At 43.0% G+C, this 19,393-nt stretch carries 28 protein-coding genes and 1 pseudogene; 1 reads left to right on the forward strand and 28 read right to left on the reverse strand.

Annotated elements, in window-relative coordinates:
- Positions 1-179 precede the first annotated feature (179 nt).
- From AB6D06_RS13200 to AB6D06_RS13285, 18 genes are all read right to left on the reverse strand, one after another.
- On the reverse strand, positions 180-761 hold the full coding sequence (locus AB6D06_RS13200; RefSeq protein ID WP_017063928.1) for an HD domain-containing protein: 582 nt from the start codon (positions 759-761) through the stop codon (positions 180-182).
- Positions 762-890: 129 nt separating this feature from the next.
- The gene (locus AB6D06_RS13205) at positions 891-1,307 is read right to left on the reverse strand and encodes a VOC family protein (protein WP_017061801.1); all 417 of its coding nucleotides are present in this window, start codon (positions 1,305-1,307) and stop codon (positions 891-893) included.
- A 119-nt stretch (positions 1,308-1,426) separates the two neighbouring features.
- Positions 1,427-1,771: a VOC family protein gene (locus AB6D06_RS13210; protein WP_017061800.1), complete on the reverse strand. Its 345-nt coding sequence runs from the start codon at positions 1,769-1,771 to the stop codon at positions 1,427-1,429.
- An 88-nt stretch (positions 1,772-1,859) separates the two neighbouring features.
- Positions 1,860-2,330, reverse strand: coding sequence for a GNAT family N-acetyltransferase (locus AB6D06_RS13215; RefSeq protein WP_017066546.1), 471 nt, complete (start codon positions 2,328-2,330; stop codon positions 1,860-1,862).
- Positions 2,331-2,366: 36 nt separating this feature from the next.
- Positions 2,367-2,723 carry a hypothetical protein gene (locus AB6D06_RS13220; RefSeq protein ID WP_102428717.1) on the reverse strand — a complete coding sequence of 119 codons (357 nt, stop codon included), beginning with the start codon at positions 2,721-2,723 and terminating at the stop codon, positions 2,367-2,369.
- A gap of 89 nt (positions 2,724-2,812) precedes the next feature.
- Entirely contained in the window at positions 2,813-3,247 is a 435-nt protein-coding gene (locus tag AB6D06_RS13225; RefSeq protein WP_029235822.1) for a GNAT family N-acetyltransferase, read from the reverse strand.
- Positions 3,248-3,324: 77 nt separating this feature from the next.
- The gene (locus AB6D06_RS13230) at positions 3,325-3,732 is read right to left on the reverse strand and encodes a VOC family protein (protein WP_017066549.1); all 408 of its coding nucleotides are present in this window, start codon (positions 3,730-3,732) and stop codon (positions 3,325-3,327) included.
- A gap of 87 nt (positions 3,733-3,819) precedes the next feature.
- The gene (locus AB6D06_RS13235) at positions 3,820-4,257 is read right to left on the reverse strand and encodes an NUDIX pyrophosphatase (RefSeq protein WP_017061797.1); all 438 of its coding nucleotides are present in this window, start codon (positions 4,255-4,257) and stop codon (positions 3,820-3,822) included.
- 25 nt (positions 4,258-4,282) lie between these two features.
- Positions 4,283-4,699, reverse strand: a complete 417-nt coding sequence (locus AB6D06_RS13240; protein ID WP_017061796.1) for an NUDIX hydrolase — start codon at positions 4,697-4,699, stop codon at positions 4,283-4,285.
- A gap of 56 nt (positions 4,700-4,755) precedes the next feature.
- Positions 4,756-5,601, reverse strand: a complete 846-nt coding sequence (locus AB6D06_RS13245) for an MBL fold metallo-hydrolase (protein ID WP_372100424.1) — start codon at positions 5,599-5,601, stop codon at positions 4,756-4,758.
- Between the two features lie 17 nt (positions 5,602-5,618).
- The gene (locus AB6D06_RS13250; protein ID WP_372100426.1) at positions 5,619-6,107 is read right to left on the reverse strand and encodes an N-acetyltransferase family protein; all 489 of its coding nucleotides are present in this window, start codon (positions 6,105-6,107) and stop codon (positions 5,619-5,621) included.
- A 159-nt stretch (positions 6,108-6,266) separates the two neighbouring features.
- Positions 6,267-7,127, reverse strand: coding sequence for an NAD(P)-dependent oxidoreductase (locus tag AB6D06_RS13255; protein WP_017061793.1), 861 nt, complete (start codon positions 7,125-7,127; stop codon positions 6,267-6,269).
- 118 nt (positions 7,128-7,245) lie between these two features.
- Positions 7,246-7,992 carry a hypothetical protein gene (locus AB6D06_RS13260; protein ID WP_017061792.1) on the reverse strand — a complete coding sequence of 249 codons (747 nt, stop codon included), beginning with the start codon at positions 7,990-7,992 and terminating at the stop codon, positions 7,246-7,248.
- A 331-nt stretch (positions 7,993-8,323) separates the two neighbouring features.
- Entirely contained in the window at positions 8,324-8,575 is a 252-nt protein-coding gene (locus tag AB6D06_RS13265; RefSeq protein WP_017066550.1) for a hypothetical protein, read from the reverse strand.
- A gap of 229 nt (positions 8,576-8,804) precedes the next feature.
- Positions 8,805-9,218, reverse strand: coding sequence for a GFA family protein (locus AB6D06_RS13270; protein ID WP_017059216.1), 414 nt, complete (start codon positions 9,216-9,218; stop codon positions 8,805-8,807).
- Positions 9,219-9,524: 306 nt separating this feature from the next.
- Positions 9,525-9,899, reverse strand: a complete 375-nt coding sequence (locus AB6D06_RS13275) for a VOC family protein (RefSeq protein ID WP_017059214.1) — start codon at positions 9,897-9,899, stop codon at positions 9,525-9,527.
- Between the two features lie 65 nt (positions 9,900-9,964).
- Positions 9,965-10,663: a pseudouridine synthase gene (locus AB6D06_RS13280; protein WP_372110462.1), complete on the reverse strand. Its 699-nt coding sequence runs from the start codon at positions 10,661-10,663 to the stop codon at positions 9,965-9,967.
- Positions 10,663-10,824, reverse strand: coding sequence for a hypothetical protein (locus tag AB6D06_RS13285; RefSeq protein WP_017066554.1), 162 nt, complete (start codon positions 10,822-10,824; stop codon positions 10,663-10,665). The genes AB6D06_RS13280 and AB6D06_RS13285 overlap by 1 nt, the downstream gene beginning before the upstream one ends.
- 208 nt (positions 10,825-11,032) lie before the next feature.
- On the opposite strand from AB6D06_RS13285, the gene AB6D06_RS13290 reads away from it, so the two are divergent.
- Positions 11,033-11,434 (forward strand): YkgJ family cysteine cluster protein, encoded by a 402-nt coding sequence (locus AB6D06_RS13290; RefSeq protein WP_017065706.1) that lies wholly within the window; start codon positions 11,033-11,035, stop codon positions 11,432-11,434.
- Between the two features lie 53 nt (positions 11,435-11,487).
- On the opposite strand, the gene AB6D06_RS13295 is transcribed toward AB6D06_RS13290, so the two are convergent.
- From AB6D06_RS13295 to AB6D06_RS13340, 10 genes and pseudogenes are all read right to left on the reverse strand, one after another.
- The gene (locus AB6D06_RS13295; RefSeq protein ID WP_017070706.1) at positions 11,488-11,889 is read right to left on the reverse strand and encodes an NUDIX domain-containing protein; all 402 of its coding nucleotides are present in this window, start codon (positions 11,887-11,889) and stop codon (positions 11,488-11,490) included.
- A 233-nt stretch (positions 11,890-12,122) separates the two neighbouring features.
- The gene (locus AB6D06_RS13300) at positions 12,123-12,503 is read right to left on the reverse strand and encodes an STAS/SEC14 domain-containing protein (RefSeq protein WP_372110464.1); all 381 of its coding nucleotides are present in this window, start codon (positions 12,501-12,503) and stop codon (positions 12,123-12,125) included.
- 121 nt (positions 12,504-12,624) lie between these two features.
- Positions 12,625-13,119 (reverse strand): annotated as a pseudogene (locus AB6D06_RS13305) (HAD family hydrolase).
- Between the two features lie 130 nt (positions 13,120-13,249).
- The gene (locus AB6D06_RS13310; RefSeq protein ID WP_017059207.1) at positions 13,250-13,714 is read right to left on the reverse strand and encodes an ASCH domain-containing protein; all 465 of its coding nucleotides are present in this window, start codon (positions 13,712-13,714) and stop codon (positions 13,250-13,252) included.
- Between the two features lie 262 nt (positions 13,715-13,976).
- Positions 13,977-15,032 (reverse strand): glycerophosphodiester phosphodiesterase, encoded by a 1,056-nt coding sequence (gene glpQ / locus AB6D06_RS13315; protein WP_372110466.1) that lies wholly within the window; start codon positions 15,030-15,032, stop codon positions 13,977-13,979.
- A 77-nt stretch (positions 15,033-15,109) separates the two neighbouring features.
- A complete protein-coding gene (glpT, locus tag AB6D06_RS13320; RefSeq protein ID WP_029235174.1) occupies positions 15,110-16,483 on the reverse strand; it encodes a glycerol-3-phosphate transporter in 1,374 nt (457 codons plus the stop codon).
- Between the two features lie 577 nt (positions 16,484-17,060).
- Entirely contained in the window at positions 17,061-17,315 is a 255-nt protein-coding gene (locus AB6D06_RS13325) for a DUF3297 family protein (RefSeq protein ID WP_017059204.1), read from the reverse strand.
- Positions 17,316-17,557: 242 nt separating this feature from the next.
- The gene (locus AB6D06_RS13330) at positions 17,558-17,992 is read right to left on the reverse strand and encodes a GNAT family N-acetyltransferase (RefSeq protein ID WP_017059203.1); all 435 of its coding nucleotides are present in this window, start codon (positions 17,990-17,992) and stop codon (positions 17,558-17,560) included.
- 66 nt (positions 17,993-18,058) lie between these two features.
- Positions 18,059-18,193, reverse strand: coding sequence for a hypothetical protein (locus AB6D06_RS13335; protein WP_017059202.1), 135 nt, complete (start codon positions 18,191-18,193; stop codon positions 18,059-18,061).
- A gap of 23 nt (positions 18,194-18,216) precedes the next feature.
- Positions 18,217-19,347: a PcfJ domain-containing protein gene (locus AB6D06_RS13340; protein ID WP_017059201.1), complete on the reverse strand. Its 1,131-nt coding sequence runs from the start codon at positions 19,345-19,347 to the stop codon at positions 18,217-18,219.
- Positions 19,348-19,393: the final 46 nt, after the last annotated feature.

The following is a 19,393-nucleotide window of genomic DNA, read 5'->3' on the forward strand; positions in this document are numbered from 1 at the left end:
GCACGTACGGTTCTTAGAGGGGCGGCACTTGGTAACAAGTGTCGTCTACTCGACACTAGAGTTTTATTAGAAAGAAATGAGACACAAGGTAAGTGCCATGCATCTTGAATCAGTTACCATCGAGATCTCCCTCATTGAAAAGCTAAAGCTATTCTTACGCTAAGGTATGAAATTAACTTTTACTTTAATAGCCCTTTTTCCGCAGCACCTTCAAGTTGCACTTCTAGCTCTTTCCATAAGGCACGACTGCCTTTAGAAATACGCTCGCCATTGAAGGTCAGTACTTTGTCTTTGGATATGTTGTGCTTCTTCCAGCTGTGACCACCACCATGGATGTTATGAAGCAAAGGCGGCACTCTATCGATCGCCTTACAAAATCTAGCTTCTGGTGACTCACCGGCTTCGAACTCAAGCCATAAATCCAAATACTCGCTTGTTGAATGGCTCGGCAATGATTTCAGCAACCGCTCGACGCAGTTTCTCTCTTTGAGCTTGTTTTCTTCGGTTTCACTGGCATAAATGATGGTGTCTCCGGCATCGATTTCCCCAAGATCATGAATCAGCAGCATCTTCATTACTCGCGTAATATCGATTTCTTCATTGGCATAGTCTTTCAACATGAGTGCGCTCAAACAGACGTGCCAACTGTGCTCAGCGGAGTTTTCATATCGATCCAATCCAACCGGTTTTGTCTGTCGATGAACATCCTTTAATTGTTCAATCTCGACCATGAATTGCAGAATGCCTTTGATTTCTTCCACGATGAGCTTCCTTAACTTAAGTTGATGATTTAGCGGTGCGGAGGGTTAACCTAACGAAAGAGAAGCGTTACTCCCAATGAACCGACATTTTGTAATACGCAACACCCGATGGTTGTGGGCTAAGCTTATCTACCTGTTAGCCATAGGGTGTTCAGGATTTAACTGAAGCAGATCCCACAAGTTACCGTAAAGATCTTCAAACACAGCAACGGTGCCGTAGCCTTGCTCTTTAGGCTCTCGGACAAAGTTAATGCCCAAAGACGTCATACGTTCGTAATCACGCCAGAAGTCATCGGTGTTTAAGAATAGGAATACGCGTCCACCAGCTTGGTTGCCGATGAAATCGAGTTGCTCTGGCTTGGAAGCTCTAGCAAGTAACAGGCTCACACCGGTTGAATTTGGTGGAGCAACAACAACCCAGCGCTTATCTTCTTCTGGCAGATACGTGTCTTCGATGAGATCAAACTTAAGCTTGTTTACATAGAAATCAAGCGCTTCATCGTAGTCTTTTACCACGAGTGCAATGTGGACAATATTCTGTTTCATAACATACCTTGTTGGGGTTTTAGCTGCGTGGAATGATGCCATGAAGCAGGTAAAGACACTAGGTGTCGCATCATAAATCGTAGTATCTCGTCCGTCACAATCTAAAAGGTATACATCATTTATAACTGCCAGAATCCGAGCTCGACGCCACCTTGAATGACAATGGCACACATCCCGTGACGTGGTAACTCCATTGGCGGCACCGCAACTTCGGCGCCTAGTTTCTCGGCTGCAGTTACTGCAGACTGAATATCCTCAACCAACGTGTAATGACGAACAGTTGGTTCTTCAGTTTCACGAAGCGGTGCTCGAATGCCAATTACCCCGCCATTAGATAGCTTTGCAGTGCGCGCCCCACCAAGGTTTACATCTGCACCACTGAACTTCACGTTGTAGAGCTGAGCGTATGTTGCACAAACAACATCGACTTCTGGGGTAACCACTTCAAGATATTGAACCTTCATCAAATTTCCTTTTCGTGTTCTTTAAGACTCTCAACCTGCATATAGCTGTTCAGGAGTGTCCCATCAACAATTAATCGGTTTCATATTACTAAGCAATTCGACCGCGCATGATAAATTGCGGGCCTGCTGCGCCACCTAAATACTGTTCATTGGTATCTTCGAAGCCGCCTTTCTGATAACAGTTAAATGCTGCGGGATTTTTGCAATTCACAGTTAAGTAAATCGACTGATACGCTGAGTAATTCGCTTTTAAATATGGAAACAAAGCTTTGACCGTGCCAGTTCCTAAACCTTTACCTTGCTGGTTTTTATCAAGCACAAAAGCTCTTAGCCCAATGCTTCCTTCAGGGCAGAATTGGTAGTGCTCTGCGTAAGCGATATCCAGCTTAAAGAAACCAACAATTTCGTGATCAGACTTAATCACGTGCAAGTGCGTCGTTTCACTGCCGTCTAATAAAAACTCTGCAGCTGTACCAGCGAACTTAACCTGTTCATCGGCGAGTTGGATGGCCTGAACTGACGCCACATGGGATTCTTCAAGCCTTTCGATAGTTATCATTGCTCTTCCTTCTGTATAGCACCCACGAAAAACCGACTAGAGCTCATCGCTAGTGTCTCGAGAACCGTAGTTTGGGAAGTTGATATTAAGAACGTTATCATCCTCAAGTGTGAATAGAACACTTCCATTCTCTACACCGGTTTCGTTCCTATCTGAACAACCTAGAAACAACTCCCAATCAAACGAATATTGAAGTCGGTATTGATTCTCATTGATGTGTAGAACGTCTTTGATTTTGATACCGTTCACCACATGTGCCATATCATCGATGTATGACAGGTCTGGGATTAACTTTTCTTCGAAATCACTCTTATGCTCGGTTAAGAAGTTGAGCAGCTCAGAACATAACTCGGAGCTATGAACCAATGGTTTAGACAGACTAGAAAACAACATTTCTAAATACTCCAAGGATTGTTTTGATATTGGGCGGATGCGCGCGAACCTGTTACAAATTCAAGCTCAGCCAGCGCGAACCTTTAAAGCTAAACGTTACTATTATCCGAACTATTAAACGAGTACATTCGAACTTCATCTCGAGGAAACCAGCCCAACTTTTCGTAAAACTGTTGAGCATTGATGTTGTCGTTATAGACAAACAAGTGGGTCTTCGGGATGCCTAACCCTGCAAGGGCGTTGACCGCCTCTGCAACAAGCTTACAACCTAACTTTTGCCCTCTGAAGTTGGCCGAGACAGCTAAATGTTGTAAATACCCACGACGTCCATCCGTTCCGACCAACACAGCGCCAATGATCTCGTTGTTACTTTCAGCCACAAAACTCAGACCGGGGTTACGCTCTAAATAGCTCGCAATGCTTTCTTTCGAATCGGCATCGCGAATACTCATGCCTTCTGTCTGGCACCACAACGCGATCACTGAGTCGTAGTCTGAAATGTCCATTTCCCGAATGTTGACCACTCTACTCTCCTTGTTTATACGGGTACTTAGTTAGCCGTGTTTCTCGTAATAAATGAGTAGCTAATAATACTTATGTGTTAACGAATATCTTGGCAGAACCTAAAGAGATAACCGTCAGGAGTTTGAACGATGAACTGCTTCTGAGTCGCGATCAAACCCCCACATTGATAAGACTTCGACTCTAACGCTAAGTAAATAGAATCAGCGGCGCTTTCGTTAACTCTCTGATAAAGTGGTTCGATATCGATAACATCCCATTGAAAGTTAACGCCACACCCTAAAGGAAATTCCAGGTCACCTGAAAGCCATTTTCGACTTTTGCCCGCAATCCCTTCAAGCATCACATCAACACCATCAAGCGTTAGATAAGCAAACTCCTCATCTGGGCGCTCGTATTTCACTTCAAACCCCAACACATCGACAAAGAAGGATTTGCTCACATTAATATCGAAACAATAAAGCTCTGGAACTACTCGTAATGTCATGATTTACCTATTCACTAAATAGCGAGAGATTAGTAAGAATCTAATCAGGATTTCTACTCTAATATAGATTTAATTAATCTGTATACTTTAGCTAGCTTTGTAAAGCCTTTCGTTGATCTCCCAAAGCGCGTTTCTGTTCGAGTCATATGTTAGAAGTTCAATAGCTTCTTGGTAGTCACACCAACGGTAATCTGTGTGTTCATTTGATAATTGAGGATCTTTCGTCACTTTAACTGAGAAGGAATGCTCAGGAATTACGAATGGATGCTCAGTCCAATTGTGATTTCCTGCATAAAAGACTTTTGGAAGCATGCACATTGAATCGAGCAACTGCCAATTACAACCGACTAGCTGAGTCTCTTCAGAGAGTTCTCGTTTTGCTGCTTCAAGTAATGATTCATTGTCTTCGCCACCACCCGATATTGCCTGCCAAACACCATTGTCCCTTCTGCGTGCGATTAAAAATCGAGATTTGTTATCGACTGTTTTGTAGGGAAAGACTAAAACTTGAAAAGGTGATCTCATTGATATGCCCTCCAATCGTTCACGTTTACGGCGCTAGCTTCCCAAGGATGACCGGATCGTTAAGCAAATTCGTCAGAGGAAGAAACAATGGCTCTGGTAACTCATCGAGCTTAAACCATTTCCACTGCTTACATTTATCAGGTTCTGTTATCTCTGGTTCGCCGCTAGCGTCAGAAGCAACAACAAACAGCGTTATATAGTGCTTGTTCTCTTTCTCAAAAATATCATTGGTAAAAGAAAGCTTCTCAAATGCACTAACAACTAAACCAGTCTCTTCGAGTGTTTCGCGTTTGGCACACTCTTCGATACTTTCACCCCACTCAAGGTGTCCGCCCGGCGTTGCCCACGTATGAGCCCCATGAGAACCAATTCGTTCTCCAAGTAGTACTCGTCCTTCACGTAGAATAACCGCAGCTACACCTACTCTTACTTCCTGACTCACTTAAAACTCCTTAATTCTTACCAAGTGACAAACGTACAGCTAAGGTTTGACCAACGCTACACATGAATACGCCGACCTGTCGGCATTGCTTCCAAACGCTCGCCTAATACTTCTTTCAACAGGCCATAAGCTTTCTTGCCTGTGCAGTGCCCTGTATACAGTTTATCAATGGGGTATTGAGACAGCGTCAATCCAAGCTCTCTAATGTCTTGCTTTGTGCCACCAATACTATTCAATAATGGTAACCCCACTAGATGAAAGCCCCCGACAACGGCTTTTATTCTCGCTACTGGGAACATAGTAACCGCTGTTTCAACCATATTGAGAACGCCACTATGCGCACAACCAGTAAATATAACTAAACCGTCTTTCTCTTTAATCACCAACAGTAATTCATGATCAAATGAGTCGCGCTCCTGTCGATTCTTCGACTGTGTATAAAGGTATTTATTACCCTTAGGTTGTTCGTGTTTCACGCTAATATCTGTGATAGCAAAGACATTTGAGGCGATCTCAGTCGTACGATTAACGAAGACTAACTGCTCGTTGCTGTTTTCTAGTAAGTCCGGATTGATCCCGACATCACTTTTGAAACCGAAAGCCCGGAAATGATAGCTTTTCTGTTCGCAATTTTTCAGAAACACTTTGGCTTTAGAGTTATGAGCAACAAAATCAGCGGTGCCATTACAATGATCATGATGCCTGTGTGATATGACAGCGAGGTCTACATCTTTGATATCAATACCCAGTAATGGTGCGTTTTGACAAAACGTATCGCCACTTCCCATATCGAACAAGATCTTTAGCGATTCAGTTTCAATATGCAGTGATAGTCCGCGCTCAACGGCTAAATCTTTCCTGTTATCCAGTCGAGAGTTGTCAACCAGCGTCGTTATTTTCATAGTTCCTTTTGATTCATTTACGAATCGCACATTGCCCAACGGAAATAAGGTCTTTGACCATCCATTCGCTCAACCTCTGCACCCAACCTTTTGTAGAAATCATGCGCTTTCTTATTATGTGGACTTGCCGTCCATGAGATGTGAGAGGCATATGATGACTCCGCTTGTGACTTTAAAGCCAACATAAGTTCATGGCCATACCCTTTTGATCTTTGATTTCCTGTTACCAATAGGTCGTCAAGCCAGATTGATGGCTCTCCACTGAAGGATGAATATCGATAGTGATACAGTGCGAAGCCAAAAGGCTCACAATTCAGTTCCAATATTAATGCATGAGCAAATGCGTAATCACCAAATAGTGTGCGTTCGATTTTCTCTATAGTTGTCGAGATTTCACCACTAAACCCTCTCATACTCCGGTCAAAGTCAGCTTTTTGTTCAATAAACTCTAACAAGACACTTGAGTCTTCTTTCGTCGCAGTCCGTACGATCAAGGTCTTCTCCATGTTTGGTAAGCCTCATGCTGTATAAAGGTGTGGAGCGCGCTTGTCGTTCAATGCGAGCTAACTAAAAAATGACGCTGCTGATTAACTTAAGCTCATACGCCGGAGAGACTAAACTCAACTAAAAGTACCGAGGGTTGGGAATCAGAAATAAGCACTCAACTATATGTAATTTCCAATATATTCGCTAATTGACTCAGTAGCCTCAAACGAATAACTAATTGGAAGTGTAAGGTTCATCTTCTCGACTTCTACAGCTAACGAACCGTTTTCTACCTCAAACTCTTCCCAACGGATCTTTCTTACTTTTGTTACAGCTTTTGCAGCTAGTAAGAGTCGAGCGAACTCTGCAGGACTATAGCCTTGCGTCTCAGCAATAAAATGCTGCTTTTCTAAGGTTCGGCCTTGCGCCAAAAGTAGATAGAACTTCGCAATGTCGTAGACATGAACATATTGGTTATAGCCGATAGACGGCACACCTACTTGAATCGTTTGGCTAGCGAAAGATTCTACAATTCGTTTTAGCTGACAATCCTCACCGCCATAAACCAAACTAGGACAGTAAACGACGTGCCACCTGTTTCTAATAGCGCTATGTATCGTTTCTACGTCTAATCTAACGGCGTCTAAGGGTTTCAGTCTAAACTGTCTCAAATCAGCGCTAGAGGCGTTGCCAAATAGCCAAACACCTGATGTATGTATCTTTGTTGCTCCTTTAGCAGCAAGTAGGTCTAACTCAGAGAGCAATTCCTGCTCCACATCGGCAATTTCATGTGCGGAGAATTGTGACCAATGTGGACGCGCACAATTCACAACCACGTCAAAGAAGCCTTCATAGTCAGCTCTATCTTTTATTAACCCAACTAAAGGAGGAGTGACGACTTTGTCTCTACCGTATGTAAAAACTTCAAAGCCACTTTTTGTGAATAGCGATGTAACGTGACGACCAATGTATCCACTAGCCCCCGCAATTAGTACTTTCGTTATTCCCTTATTCTCTCCATTACACATAACCAATGACATGCATCTCCCTTTGAAGAAACATTCTTCAATATACGATCAGCCAATACACTCTTGGCATTTATGTGTTGATCGCGTTAACAAGCCCCTTTGATTCCAAAAAGTATTGTGATGTGAATAGTTAGATATCAACCTTTTCTGTGAGCCTTGCTTTCAATTTTATGCCCAACTTAATGTGGGCTTTGGGTTGAACCATTGGCTCTAAGCCAAACTGCTTTCTTGTATTATTCAATAACAAAGGCGGTAACTTTTCTTCACAGTACATGGCGTATTTTTCAAAGTACAGTCTCGAGTATGCACCATCAGCGATATCAAAAGGTTCATCAAGTTGAAGTCGCTTATGTTTAACCCAACCTTCGAGTGAATACCAACATGATAGATATAAAGGCCCCCAAAGATTCAGAAAATGCTTTTTTGATACCAAATCATGAGTAGCAAAGTACCCCATTCTCTGCAACGCGACACTTACAGCTTGAGCTGCTTGTAATTCTTCTTTGCTCCATGTCGATACATAATCCACACTAACGTCACTAGTTACCTGACTATAAGGCTCTCTTTTGTGAGCGTCTGTCACCAACCTAATCGCAGGTTTTAATGCTGACATCTCTTCCATCGCCCAATTCAACAATTCGGCATTACGACTTCGGGTCGATTCCTCAATAGATTTCGAACCTTGTTTCAGTCCAACCAGTAAGACGAAAGTTAAAATAACCATGACCATGTCCATTACACCGGAGACACCACTCCAATCAAACTCATGGAGCTTTACTGTCACTTCTTTTGAAATGTCTATTGCTGATGAAATTGTTAGAAATAAAGACGCAACAAACACCGATAGTAAGACAATGTTTAATATTATTTTTCTCATAACCTTCGTCCAAAAATTTTGTATATCAAATCAATACTGAGCTAAATAGTAACCTAAGTAATTACCAACATTAAGTAACTCTTTTAACCAGTCAAAAACCGTACGTAGTTTATGCCAAAAATGGTGAGCTATACTTGTTAAGAGAACATGGTTCACTCCGATAAGCACTATTGGTTAGAAGAGTTATCGCCGCTTGAAGTAGCTGACATCGCGATCACCTCACCTCACCCATTGTGCCGAAAACACTAAAGTTGATTCTAGCTGGAAATGCCAATCGTTTAGCATCATTTTTATATACCGAAATGGATAATAAACACTTGTTATGTACTTTTTATTGAGGCCTATCTTCTGGGTTATCATGATACCAGGCTTCGAGCAGTTCCCGACCATAGATGACTTCTGTCTGCATATGCATGTAAAGAAGGAATACAGCCAATAGAAAACTAACTCCGTTCAACCACCTTAATGCTTGTTTACGCTCTGCATCATAGAAAAACATACTGACACCAACAAGCAAGAAAGGATAACAACCTATAAGAAGTAACAACCAGCCAAGGTAACTTGATATTGCCATATCTGTCATGTCCGCCCCCTCAGAGCCATTAGAAAACTCATTGTATATTAGAGTAACTATTCAGCTATTAGGAGTTCACATAATCGAGTTTCGAGGTACTTCAAGTTGGGGGTTGATGCTGGGATGTTAGGCGTGAGCACCACCTAACCGAAACCATTACACCGCAAACACAAAACTCGACCGAAACTAAAAAATGCCGAGCGCTGTGAATTAGTCTTAAGCTAATAAAAACTAAGTGCTACTCTCCACTTTCAAAGTGGGCAAATACTTCTGCACCAGTCATATTTTTTGTTTCATTTTTAAATTCGTAGTATTCGGGCTTTTCATCGATGAATATCTGATGAGTTAACTTGTAGTCATCCCCAGACATCAATAAACCGACAGGAAGGTGATACTGATTATTTGGCACCAAAAAGTAAAACAAGTGAGTACCACATTTACCGCAGAAACCCCTCTCAGCCCAATCGGACGACTTATATCTAACTACATTCGATTCACCTGATATTTTAACTGAATCAGCGCAATCAATGGCTAACATCGGACCGCCCGACCAATTTCTACACATACTACAATGACAAGCCCCCAATTCATTACTGGCGTACTCTACTTCCAACTTAACCGAGCCACATAGGCACTTTCCTTTACCTTTCATAAATCCTCCAATCTTTGCAATGTGTGTAAAATGAATAGCCGATAACGCTTTTTATACCGATGACTTAATAAGAAAGGCTATTTTTTGTTTCCCTTCTCCGACAAATACACGGCATACTTTTTAGAGATCCAGTTATGAATATGAAGCCCTGTTTTACGAACAAGATACCAATCTATAGCAACTAAAATCACCAAACCGATTACAGTTCCTATTATAAAACCTCCATGCTCATTGAATTGTCACTCTAGCAAATAGGACAGAAAAGCACCGTGAACCTAGACATACTATCAATGCAAGTTGGATGAATTAACGCGGCCTGATGTTTTCAGCCACACGCCACAGCACACCACTTGGGTCGGTGATACAAAACTCAAGCATTCCCCAAGGTTGCTCAACAACCTCGGAAACGGTAACTTCAAATTCCGACACTACATTAGAGTTTTGGATGTGTTGATACCAACTTTTTACGTCTTCAACCAGCAAGTGCATCATGTAATTGTGACAGTGCGCAGGTTCATAAAAGTTTTGCAAAAGGAAGGCGCAACTGCCGTGTCGTAGATAGGCGATATCGTGAAATTCAGACATCACTTCGAAGCCGATTGACTGGTAAAAACGCTTAGATAAATCGAAGTCTTTCGCGGGCACGAAAGACTTAATTTCCGAGACTTTAAGGTTTTCCATCTTACATCCTTATAGTGCTGATATTCTGGTCCTGACACGCTTAACGCTTTAAGTGGTTACAGCGTTTATTCAGAGTCTTGCTGAAATGAGTCGACTTCGGCTTTAGTTAGATAACGCCACTGACCTGCTTCAACATCTAAACGAACATCACCAATCTGCTCACGGTGTAGTCCAATAACTCGATTCCCTACTACGGCAAACATTCGTTTTACTTGATGAAACTTACCTTCTGTAATGGTCAACAGCACTTCTTTACTGGTAATCACTTCGAGTTCTGCCGGACGCGTCAGTTTTTGTTCGCCCTGCAATTGAATGCCCGCTTTGAACTTGTCAGCGACATCATCTTTGATATCTCGTGACAATGTCACGCGATATACCTTCTTACATGACTTGGTTGGCAGAGTGATGTTGAATGACCATCGCCCATCATCGGTAATCAAGACTAAGCCTGTTGTGTCGGCATCTAAGCGCCCTGCGATGTGCAGTTCTGATGCTTTGTCTATCTCGATGTAGTTGAACAGTGAAGGATAAAATTCATCGACATTAGAACAGATAGTACCCGCAGGCTTGTGCATTAAGAGGTATCGAAATTCACGCAATTTAAGCGGCATGCCATTAAACAAGATGGCGTTGGTTTCATGAACCTGAGTCGATTCATCGGTGACTGTTTCACTGTTTACGTTCACCTCGCCATTATGGATGCGTTCAATCGCTTCAGGCTTGGTTAGGTCAGTGCTTTTACATAGGTATTTATCAAGGCGCATTAATCGTCGGCACCACATTTAGCACAAGGCTTGTAAGTTCGTTCACCTTGCTCGATAACCACATAGTCACCAACGCACTTGTCACATAAAGCGAGCTTTGGGTAAGCCTCTTTTTGTTTCTTTGCGTTAATGTTGACTTCGGTGGTGTATACGGTTCTCATCTTGATGCCTTTGCTTGAATAACGTGAGAGGCGCAAATTGTATCACTGTTTACAGCTTTGATTGGAGTGGCGGTTCATAGATAAATTGATTTTAAGTACCGCTATTCCAAGTTCCCGCCCGTAACGGCTTAACCATGAACAACAAAATCAACGTGCCACGCCTATCAGTGGTAAAATGATAAAAGCTCACCAACTTATGAAGTCGATAATGAAAGATTGTAATCAATGCGGAAAATGCTGTATCAAATACGGAGATGGCGACCTTGCCGCGACTCAAGAAGAGATCGATTTGTGGGAGTTGTTCAACCCAGACATCTTTGAATATGTTCGAGGAAGCGAGATCTGGTTCGACCCTGAATCTGGCGAACGTTTAACTCGCTGCCCTTTTCTGGAGCTGGTTCCGACGAAAGACACCAAGGCTCAAGCCAAGTACACATGTAGCATTTACTTAGACCGACCAGAAGATTGCCGACACTACCCAAGCCTAATTAATGAGATGGTACGAGATGAGTGTGAAATGATTGAGGTGGTGGATTTACAAGACACGAAGAAAGCTCAAAGGAAACTCGACCTGTTGATGAAAGACAGCCGCCCTTCAAGCTATTCGTAAGCGATGATCTTTTGAAGATCAATCTTCAGCATTAGCTAATAGCCGCTAAAACCTTAAGCCAAGTACTGGTTCGCTTCTAACCAATCAAGCGCAACCAGTGCTGCCAATGAACATACCGCTCTGTCGTTGATATCCACATACTTAAGCTCTTCGATTTCAGCATCTGGAGACAGTTCGCCTGTATAATCAGCAAGATAACAAGTCAATTGCACTGATACGCCTTCCGCTTTGCCATCAGCTTGGCCTGTAAACGTCTCGACGTATTTGATGGAATCAGGCACTAAATCGACTGAGATCTCTTCTTTGATTTCGCGAACCAGTGCTTGCTCATCACTTTCGCCAGCTTCACGCTTACCACCCGGTAGATAGAACAGTTCTTTGCCTTTTGATCTCACCATCAACAACTTGCCGTCTTTGATGAATATCCAAGCCAGCTTATCAATTACCTTATGCATGTCGTTAGACCTTATTTCTGTTTTAGTTCTCGTTATTACTGAATCTGGCCGCGCTATTCTATTAGTCACGACCAAACAAAGCCTGGGTATGTTACACGCTGGAATGAATATACTCTATTGAATCAAATAGGAAATATCATAACCAAAACGAAAAATGACAGCGTTCGAGACAATTCTCGTCAACTGTCATTGGCGATGTTTACGAACTGCTCTCTAGCTGCCCGCGAATAGTATCAATCGACTAGCCACTTAAGCGCAGAGTCATGGTCTTCGAATGACTTAATCTCACCGGACACAAACCAGCTCCCTACTTTTGAAGCGAATTCTTGCCAGCTTTTATCGCCGAAAATAGCAATCTTGTCTATCTTCGAATTGAGCTCTAATCCCAATTTGAAATCATCCCAAGCTGCACGTAACTCCCATCCTGTTAAGGTTGAGATATCGACCAGCATCTTGAGTTTAGATGAATCGAGTTCTTCTAGCGTGGTATTTAGAATTGGCATCATTGCCTGATAGTCATCGTGTGTGAGTTTGCCTTTCGCTTTGAACACAACGATGGTTTCACCGCTAACACGTTCAATTCCAACCGATATTCCGTGACGTTCGACACTCATAACCTAGCCCTCATAGTGGAAACTAGAGTTAGCTTAGAGGATTAAACAGCAAAGAGATGAGAGGTTTACGTCAAAACGGACAAGCGCTTTATCTGAACTTAATATCAGAGAGTTAATCGCGCTACTCCAACAGTTCGCTTAGGGATTGAACTTGTACGATACCTGGATGCTGTGACTTAAGCTCAGCACCTTCCGTGTTCAACCACACCGCTTGCAAACCCGCTTAAAGTGCTGGGTAAATGTCTTTCTCTAGAGTGTCGCCTACCATGGTGATCTCTTGTGGTGAAACACCGAGCTTAGAAATAATGGCAGGATAGAACCCCGACTCGAACTTAGAAAAGCCAATGCTCGCCTTACAAAAGTAACCCAAGATATATTGAGACAGGCCAACACGCTCAAAGGCTCGAATGATGTCGTCTTTACTGGAATCACCAGCATTGGTAGCAACATAAACTAGATGAGTTTTCGACAACTCCCCCAGTAATGCACGAGCACCACTCACTTCTTGTACGGTTTCCCAGTCACACATCTTCCCTTGTGCGTCTGGCAAATCGACCATCAGCGTATTGCCCCAGTCGAATAAGACTATTTCTGTTAATTCGATTAGCTTTGTCATCTTGCCTCCTGCATACGATGAATTATCTAATGTTTAAGCGAGCCTATAAAAACTTCTCGGACGGTTAGGCTCATTATGGACAACCTTGTTACTGTTTATGGAGCACGATCTTCTAAACACAAAATACCCTTTATTGATAAACCACTTTGAAACGCTCCAACATAAGTAACATGTCTTCACTTGGTGAGATCTTGAGCTCTTCACATTCACGAGAGAAGAAGTTCCAGTGAGCTTCTTTCCACCATTCGAGTGTTTTGTCACCCTCGCCTTCGGCAGCAGCAAACTCCGCCGTCACTTCGTTATATTTGCACTGTGAGACTGAAGTGATCTCTACAATGCAAACTGGCTTGCCATCCCAGTCAGTGACGACTTGCAAGTGACCAACTACTGGTCTCGTCTCGCCTTCATGGCTGTACCAATATTCAAGGCTGCAAGACGCTTGTTTTTCACCCTTGAGAATTAACTGGGCGCAGAGGTTGGCGTTGTATTCATCAGCACAGTAATAGTCGGCACTAAAAGAGGTGTATTGCGAAGCAACGTCTGCTGGTAATGTGTTGAGGTAGCTATCAAGATAAGCTTTGCTTCTTTCTTCTATGATCTTTCCAAATTCAATATCAGGTTGAGCCGATAAACACTTATAGATTAAGCATCTGGCTGCATTGGGAGTAACCTATCAAGTCAGGTTATAGCTGTAAACCGAGTGAATATCAAAATGTGGGCTGAGAAAGAAGAATATAGGTAGGATTTCGAGGCCAGTACAAGGAGATCCAAAAAGTGAAAGAAGAGCCAAAAGCACCTTTAGTCGGTGCTTTTGGCTCTTAGTATCTCGTTACTAATAGCTCGTAACTGACGGGGTATTAACGGTTCAAGAAGTCGACCGCTTTGTCTGGGAAGTCGGTAAACACACCATCAACTTTGACTTGGTTGTAGAAGACATCCAACATGCCATCAAAGTTATCAGCATAAGCTGGGATTCTTCCTGGGTCAGCACGGAACGTGTACGGGTGAACATCTAAGCCCGCGTCTTTTGCTGACTTCATTAACGGTTTAATAATGATGTTATCTTTGGTCGATGCATCGTCCACCAACATTGGCTTCCAAGGGCTTATTCCTTCCGCATAAGACGCCACTTTTTCCATGCCACCAGCTTCAAACATCCAGTCGTAACTGTACGGCGTTGCTTTGTCACCTTGGTAGGTCATGGTTTCATTCCAATCTGTATAGGCCATCAACTGAACGAGCTTAAGATCCATTTCCATCACTGGCATAAGTTCATCATTGATGCGTTGAAGTTCATTGGCGTCGAAGCACTGCAAATACACTTTGTCGTCTTTCGATAAATACCCATATTGTTGCAAGGTCGCAAGCACAGCTTTAGAGATGTCTTTGCCTTCGTGACGATGGAACCAAGGTGCTTTAATCTCTGGATAGATACCCACGTCATAACCTAAGGTCTTATTTAAGCCTTGGATCAGCTCAATCTCTTCTGCAAAGGTAGCGACACGGAAATCAGACTGCCACATTGGGAAGCGTGCTGGGAACCCAGCCACTCGATTACCTTGGTCATCTAGGTTAAAGCCTTCAGTCACTTTTAATGATTTGATCTCGGCAAGCGTAAAATCAATCGCGTAATAGCGGCCATCTGCGCGAGCGCGTGTTGGAAAGCGATCCGCGACATCGGTGACGCGGTCTAGATAATGGTCATGCAAAACCACTAATTGGTCGTCTTTGGTCATCACGACATCTTGTTCGATGTAGTCGGGTTTCATTGCGTAAGCGAGCGCTTTAGCCGGTAATGTATGCTCGGGTAAATAACCAGAAGCGCCGCGATGCGCAATCACTAAAGGATCTGCTAATGCATTTGCAGATAAGCTTAGTGCTAATAAGGTCAGAGACAGTGACGTTGTTTTCATTATTGTTTCCCTTGATAAAACAGAAGCAGGATATACCTGCCTCTGTTGTTATTTATAGATGTGATTCAGTAAATACACTACTGAGCTAGCGCTTCTCTCTCTCGTTCGAGATCTTTTTGTTTATGGTGCGCACGCTCACCTAAGAAGGCGTAAAGCAGACAGATGATTGAAGCCACACAAGCGCCGACCAAAATAATGAAGCCGCCATCCCAGCCGTAATGGTCAACCATAAAGCCGAGTATTGCGTTCGCAGCAACCGCGCCACCTAAGTAACCAAACAAACCCGTTAGACCAGCCGCTGTACCCGCTGCTTTCTTAGGCGCAAGTTCCAGTGCATACAAACCGATCAGCATTACAGGACCATAGATAAGGAAACCAATCGCAACCAGTGCCAGCATATCAACCGTTGGGTTACCTGCTGGATTCAGCCAATATACCAACACAGCGACTGTCACTAGAACCATGAACAAGATACCTGCAGGTGCACGTCGGCCTTTGAATAACTTATCTGAAATCCAACCACACAATAAGGTGCCAGGGATACCTGCCCACTCATACAAGAAGTAAGCCCAAGATGATTTATCTACAGAGAAGTCTTTTGCTTCTTTTAAGTAAACTGGAGCCCAATCGAGTACGCCATAGCGGATAAGGTAAACAAACGCATTGGCAATAGCGATTGACCACAACAGTTTGTTAGAGAAAACGTACTTAAAGAAGATCTCTTTCGCCGTCATTTCTTTCTCATGAGACGTATCGTAGTCGTCTGGGTAATCGTCTTTATGTTCTTCAATCGGTGGTAAGCCGCAAGATTGAGGTGTATCTCTTACAGTAAACCAAACAAAGACAGCAACGAGAGTGGCAAAAAATGCAGGAACATAAAAAGCGGTTCGCCAATCGTCGTTAAAAGCCCACAGCCCCAACAAGAACATTGGGCCAATCAAACCGCCACCCACGTTGTGAGCAACGTTCCATACTGACACTATCTCACCACGTTCTTTTCGTGACCACCAGTGGACCATGGTTCGTCCACAAGCTGGCCAACCCATACCTTGGAACCAACCATTCAAGAACAGCAGGATAAACATCGCAGTGATGCTGCCTGTTGCCCAAGGCATAAAGCCAAAGCAGAACATCACCAGTGCCGACATTAACAAGCCACCGCTGAGGAAGTAACGAGGGTTAGAACGGTCAGAAACACTGCCCATTAAGAACTTAGATAAGCCGTAAGCGATAGATACCGCCGCTAATGCAACCCCTAGTTCTCCACGGCTAAAACCTTGTTCAATGAGATAAGGCATCGCCAAACTAAAGTTTTTACGGACTAAGTAGTACCCCGCATAACCAACGAAGATGCCAAGAAACAGCTGCCATCGTAGTCGTGTGTAGGTGCTATCGATCTTATCTGATGACAAGCGATCGATATGCGCCATAGGTTTGAATATTCCAAACATAGGAACCTCATAATTATTGGGCGAAGGAAGAATTTAAATGCTCGAACGAAAAAATTTAGCGCTCATTCGAAATCAAGGGAATTGTATGTGCTTCAGGATTAATTTCTGTGATAGAGGTAGTTATTAACAAAAAATAACTTTAAATACAGCATATTAGTTTCATTTAATTAGACTGCGCTTCATATTTTTGTTTGTATCTGTTTAATTAAACATCAGAACTTTCGAGTACGAATAAATCCAAAAAGAGCGAGCGAACATAAATCAACCAACAACAACTTTGTTATTACTGCGAATGCATAGTGAATAACAACAATTTTGGTTGAATCTGTGGAGTTATGAAGGTGGTTTGGGCTATTGGTTAAAGAAGTTCGCTAAAATCAATGCAAACAAAAAGGGTCTAGATTTCTCTAGACCCTTTTAGGTAATAACGCTTGGTGGCTTGATGTTGGCTAATTAAGCAAACATTAGCTAATTACTCGAAGTATTAGCTAGCCACACGACGTGATTATGCGTCGATGTATTAGCTAGCCACACGACATGATTATGCGTCGATGTATTAGCTAGCCACACGACATGATTATGCGTCGATGTAAAAAGCTTCTACAGTGCCTTTTAGAGTAATAAGCATTGGCTGACCAAAACGATCTAGCGCTTTTGGAGAAGGGATCTTAACCCAACCTTCGCTGATGCAGTATTCTTCAACATCAGTACGCTCTTTACCATTTAGACGAATGCCGATTGGGTATTCGAAACACTCAGCAACGTGGTGTGGGCTGCGTGGGTTGCCTGCAAGATGATCTGGTAAAGCTGGTCTTGAATTAGTATCGCTCATGTTCATTACCTGTATGTACGTAAATAAAAAAAGTGCGTCATTCTAGTCAATATAGGCTTTGTGCTCAACAACTGCTGCAATAAATCGTCTTGATCGTTTTAATCAACAGCTAGTTGTTTGATTTAAAGGCGATATCGGCATGAGTTTCAACGAAAATTTAACAGGTTTATGCATTATGGATGAAAGGGAGAAATTCATTACTCGAACGGCAGATAAACTAATATCAGGCTTTTATTCCGAGCTTATCGATTAAGCTCAATACTCATCACTTTATGGTTCGGTTCTGATTCGATATTTACGATTGACCAACCTAGCCCTTGGTAGAGACCCATGATATTGGTGTACGCGTAGAGTTGAGTTTGCACTGCAGAAGAAACCTGTCTGACACCACGATTAATCAGTTCACTGGCAATGCCTTGACCGCGCCATTGAGGGTCGACAAACACAGCGTTGATCCACACTACATCACGAACTTGGTGAGGTTCTTGAAAATAGGAATACGCCAAGCCACCAATGACCACATTATCGCGAAGTACTGTTATTACTGGAGGGAGTTGTACGTTTTCTTTATATGTATCTTTAAACTTGAAATCAGACCATTCACTTTGAAATAAGCCCTCTAACTCATGCCAATAAGGTGAGTTTTCATCGCAATTTCTAAAGATTACTTTCTGCATTTTTCCGTCCTTTTAAAGAGAGTAATTCGGCTATCCTAGCCTTGTTTAATCTAAGTGTAGGTAAAGCTACTCTTCTTCGTCGTAATCGTCTGCTGGGTCTTGATTAATTTCTTCGCCGCATCCTAGGCATTCACCTTGCAGATCCGTAGGCATCACAATAATCAAACCACAATGAGGGCAAAGATCGCCTTGTTGAAACATCCTGTATTCCTTCTACTTAATGGCTATTGCTTAGGATATTTTTGCTTACTCGCTTCTAGCCAGTCGTGAATCACTTGGCGAGCGGATTCCGACGGAGGTGCATTTCGTTTTCCGCAGATTTGGTCTATTTCAAAAGGAAATGCTTTGCTCGGGACGCGGCGTAAACCTATGGTTAAACGCTGAGGCTTGAGCATGCGGAACACCACATAACGATCGCTCATGATTCGGTTGTGATACACGCCAATACAGTGCTTCTGCTCGATGCCTTCGTGTTCAAGGTCGTAATAATCCGTGAGCGGATGAATGTTGTCATTGCCAAGTAAAGGAACGGGATAAGGGATGTCTTTATCCATTGGGCAGTTACCCTCCAAGCGTCGTAATTGGCGTTGCTCCGTCCAGCGGTCATGCAGTTGCTCAAACATCGCAAAAGAGTTCTGACTGGTAATCGCACGCAGTGGATCATCCATCTCCAAATCTTGCCCTAACAATATCGCATCTTGGAACATCGCCATCTTCGACGGTGCATTAAGTCTACCCTCTTCCACCATTGCAATCCCTAATCGGCTGCCAGTTAGAAATGGATGAACTTGGTCCAAACGCAGGGCTGTGTATCCAACTTTTGAGTAATGCTTAAACTTAAGGACTCGTCTTTGCAGCGGTTCGAGAATACGAACAATGTGGTCGAGTTCATCACCAACATTGTAATGAAGCTCTAGCTTGTCGATGAATTTGAGTGTCGCCTTGCTGCCGTCTAAGCCCAACTTGGTAAGGATCTTCTTCTGCCCTAAGCGACTTAGTGCCAGTGCTTTCTTGTTGTCGACACTGTATTTCATGCAGATCAAAGCCAAAATAACAGGCCTTAATTCAAGCAATTGCGCGGCTTCATAAGTATTCGCAGCAAGCCACAACATCTGGTATTGGTATTCTGGAAAGTCGTCGGTGATTTCACGATAACGCGCAGGTAATGAATTTAGCCAACGACCATTCACGTCAAACTGTTCAACAAGGTTGAGGCTCAGCCCAATGCCTCCATCAAGCGGTCGTCTACCATCTTCAAACACATGAAAGCCGACGAGCTTTTGAGACCAGTCTCGGATCTCAATATCGTAGTCGAAACCTAATGTTCGAGTGGGAATGGTTAGTAGTGCTGTCATTGATGCCTCTTCGTTATTGGCGCATTGAACTATCAAGCCTATCTAA

The sequence above is a fragment of the Vibrio sp. 10N.239.311.G01 genome (assembly GCF_041465805.1).
Classification (GTDB): Bacteria; Pseudomonadota; Gammaproteobacteria; order Enterobacterales; family Vibrionaceae; genus Vibrio; species Vibrio crassostreae_C.

What these genes read in the sequence shown, in the direction of transcription:
- AB6D06_RS13205 (WP_017061801.1), bottom strand. Translation starts at nt 1,307, where the DNA reads ATGAAACAGAATATTGTCCACATTGCACTCGTGGTAAAAGACTACGAT.
- AB6D06_RS13210 (WP_017061800.1), bottom strand. Translation starts at nt 1,771, where the DNA reads ATGAAGGTTCAATATCTTGAAGTGGTTACCCCAGAAGTCGATGTTGTT.
- AB6D06_RS13215 (WP_017066546.1), bottom strand. Translation starts at nt 2,330, where the DNA reads ATGATAACTATCGAAAGGCTTGAAGAATCCCATGTGGCGTCAGTTCAG.
- AB6D06_RS13220 (WP_102428717.1), bottom strand. Translation starts at nt 2,723, where the DNA reads ATGTTGTTTTCTAGTCTGTCTAAACCATTGGTTCATAGCTCCGAGTTA.
- AB6D06_RS13230 (WP_017066549.1), bottom strand. Translation starts at nt 3,732, where the DNA reads ATGACATTACGAGTAGTTCCAGAGCTTTATTGTTTCGATATTAATGTG.
- AB6D06_RS13235 (WP_017061797.1), bottom strand. Translation starts at nt 4,257, where the DNA reads ATGAGATCACCTTTTCAAGTTTTAGTCTTTCCCTACAAAACAGTCGAT.
- AB6D06_RS13245 (WP_372100424.1), bottom strand. Translation starts at nt 5,601, where the DNA reads ATGAAAATAACGACGCTGGTTGACAACTCTCGACTGGATAACAGGAAA.
- AB6D06_RS13250 (WP_372100426.1), bottom strand. Translation starts at nt 6,107, where the DNA reads ATGGAGAAGACCTTGATCGTACGGACTGCGACGAAAGAAGACTCAAGT.
- AB6D06_RS13255 (WP_017061793.1), bottom strand. Translation starts at nt 7,127, where the DNA reads ATGTCATTGGTTATGTGTAATGGAGAGAATAAGGGAATAACGAAAGTA.
- AB6D06_RS13260 (WP_017061792.1), bottom strand. Translation starts at nt 7,992, where the DNA reads ATGAGAAAAATAATATTAAACATTGTCTTACTATCGGTGTTTGTTGCG.
- AB6D06_RS13265 (WP_017066550.1), bottom strand. Translation starts at nt 8,575, where the DNA reads ATGACAGATATGGCAATATCAAGTTACCTTGGCTGGTTGTTACTTCTT.
- AB6D06_RS13270 (WP_017059216.1), bottom strand. Translation starts at nt 9,218, where the DNA reads ATGAAAGGTAAAGGAAAGTGCCTATGTGGCTCGGTTAAGTTGGAAGTA.
- AB6D06_RS13275 (WP_017059214.1), bottom strand. Translation starts at nt 9,899, where the DNA reads ATGGAAAACCTTAAAGTCTCGGAAATTAAGTCTTTCGTGCCCGCGAAA.
- AB6D06_RS13280 (WP_372110462.1), bottom strand. Translation starts at nt 10,663, where the DNA reads ATGCGCCTTGATAAATACCTATGTAAAAGCACTGACCTAACCAAGCCT.
- AB6D06_RS13285 (WP_017066554.1), bottom strand. Translation starts at nt 10,824, where the DNA reads ATGAGAACCGTATACACCACCGAAGTCAACATTAACGCAAAGAAACAA.
- AB6D06_RS13290 (WP_017065706.1), top strand. Translation starts at nt 11,033, where the DNA reads ATGAAAGATTGTAATCAATGCGGAAAATGCTGTATCAAATACGGAGAT.
- AB6D06_RS13295 (WP_017070706.1), bottom strand. Translation starts at nt 11,889, where the DNA reads ATGCATAAGGTAATTGATAAGCTGGCTTGGATATTCATCAAAGACGGC.
- AB6D06_RS13300 (WP_372110464.1), bottom strand. Translation starts at nt 12,503, where the DNA reads ATGAGTGTCGAACGTCACGGAATATCGGTTGGAATTGAACGTGTTAGC.
- glpQ (WP_372110466.1), bottom strand. Translation starts at nt 15,032, where the DNA reads ATGAAAACAACGTCACTGTCTCTGACCTTATTAGCACTAAGCTTATCT.
- glpT (WP_029235174.1), bottom strand. Translation starts at nt 16,483, where the DNA reads ATGTTTGGAATATTCAAACCTATGGCGCATATCGATCGCTTGTCATCA.
- AB6D06_RS13325 (WP_017059204.1), bottom strand. Translation starts at nt 17,315, where the DNA reads ATGAGCGATACTAATTCAAGACCAGCTTTACCAGATCATCTTGCAGGC.
- AB6D06_RS13330 (WP_017059203.1), bottom strand. Translation starts at nt 17,992, where the DNA reads ATGCAGAAAGTAATCTTTAGAAATTGCGATGAAAACTCACCTTATTGG.
- AB6D06_RS13335 (WP_017059202.1), bottom strand. Translation starts at nt 18,193, where the DNA reads ATGTTTCAACAAGGCGATCTTTGCCCTCATTGTGGTTTGATTATTGTG.
- AB6D06_RS13340 (WP_017059201.1), bottom strand. Translation starts at nt 19,347, where the DNA reads ATGACAGCACTACTAACCATTCCCACTCGAACATTAGGTTTCGACTAC.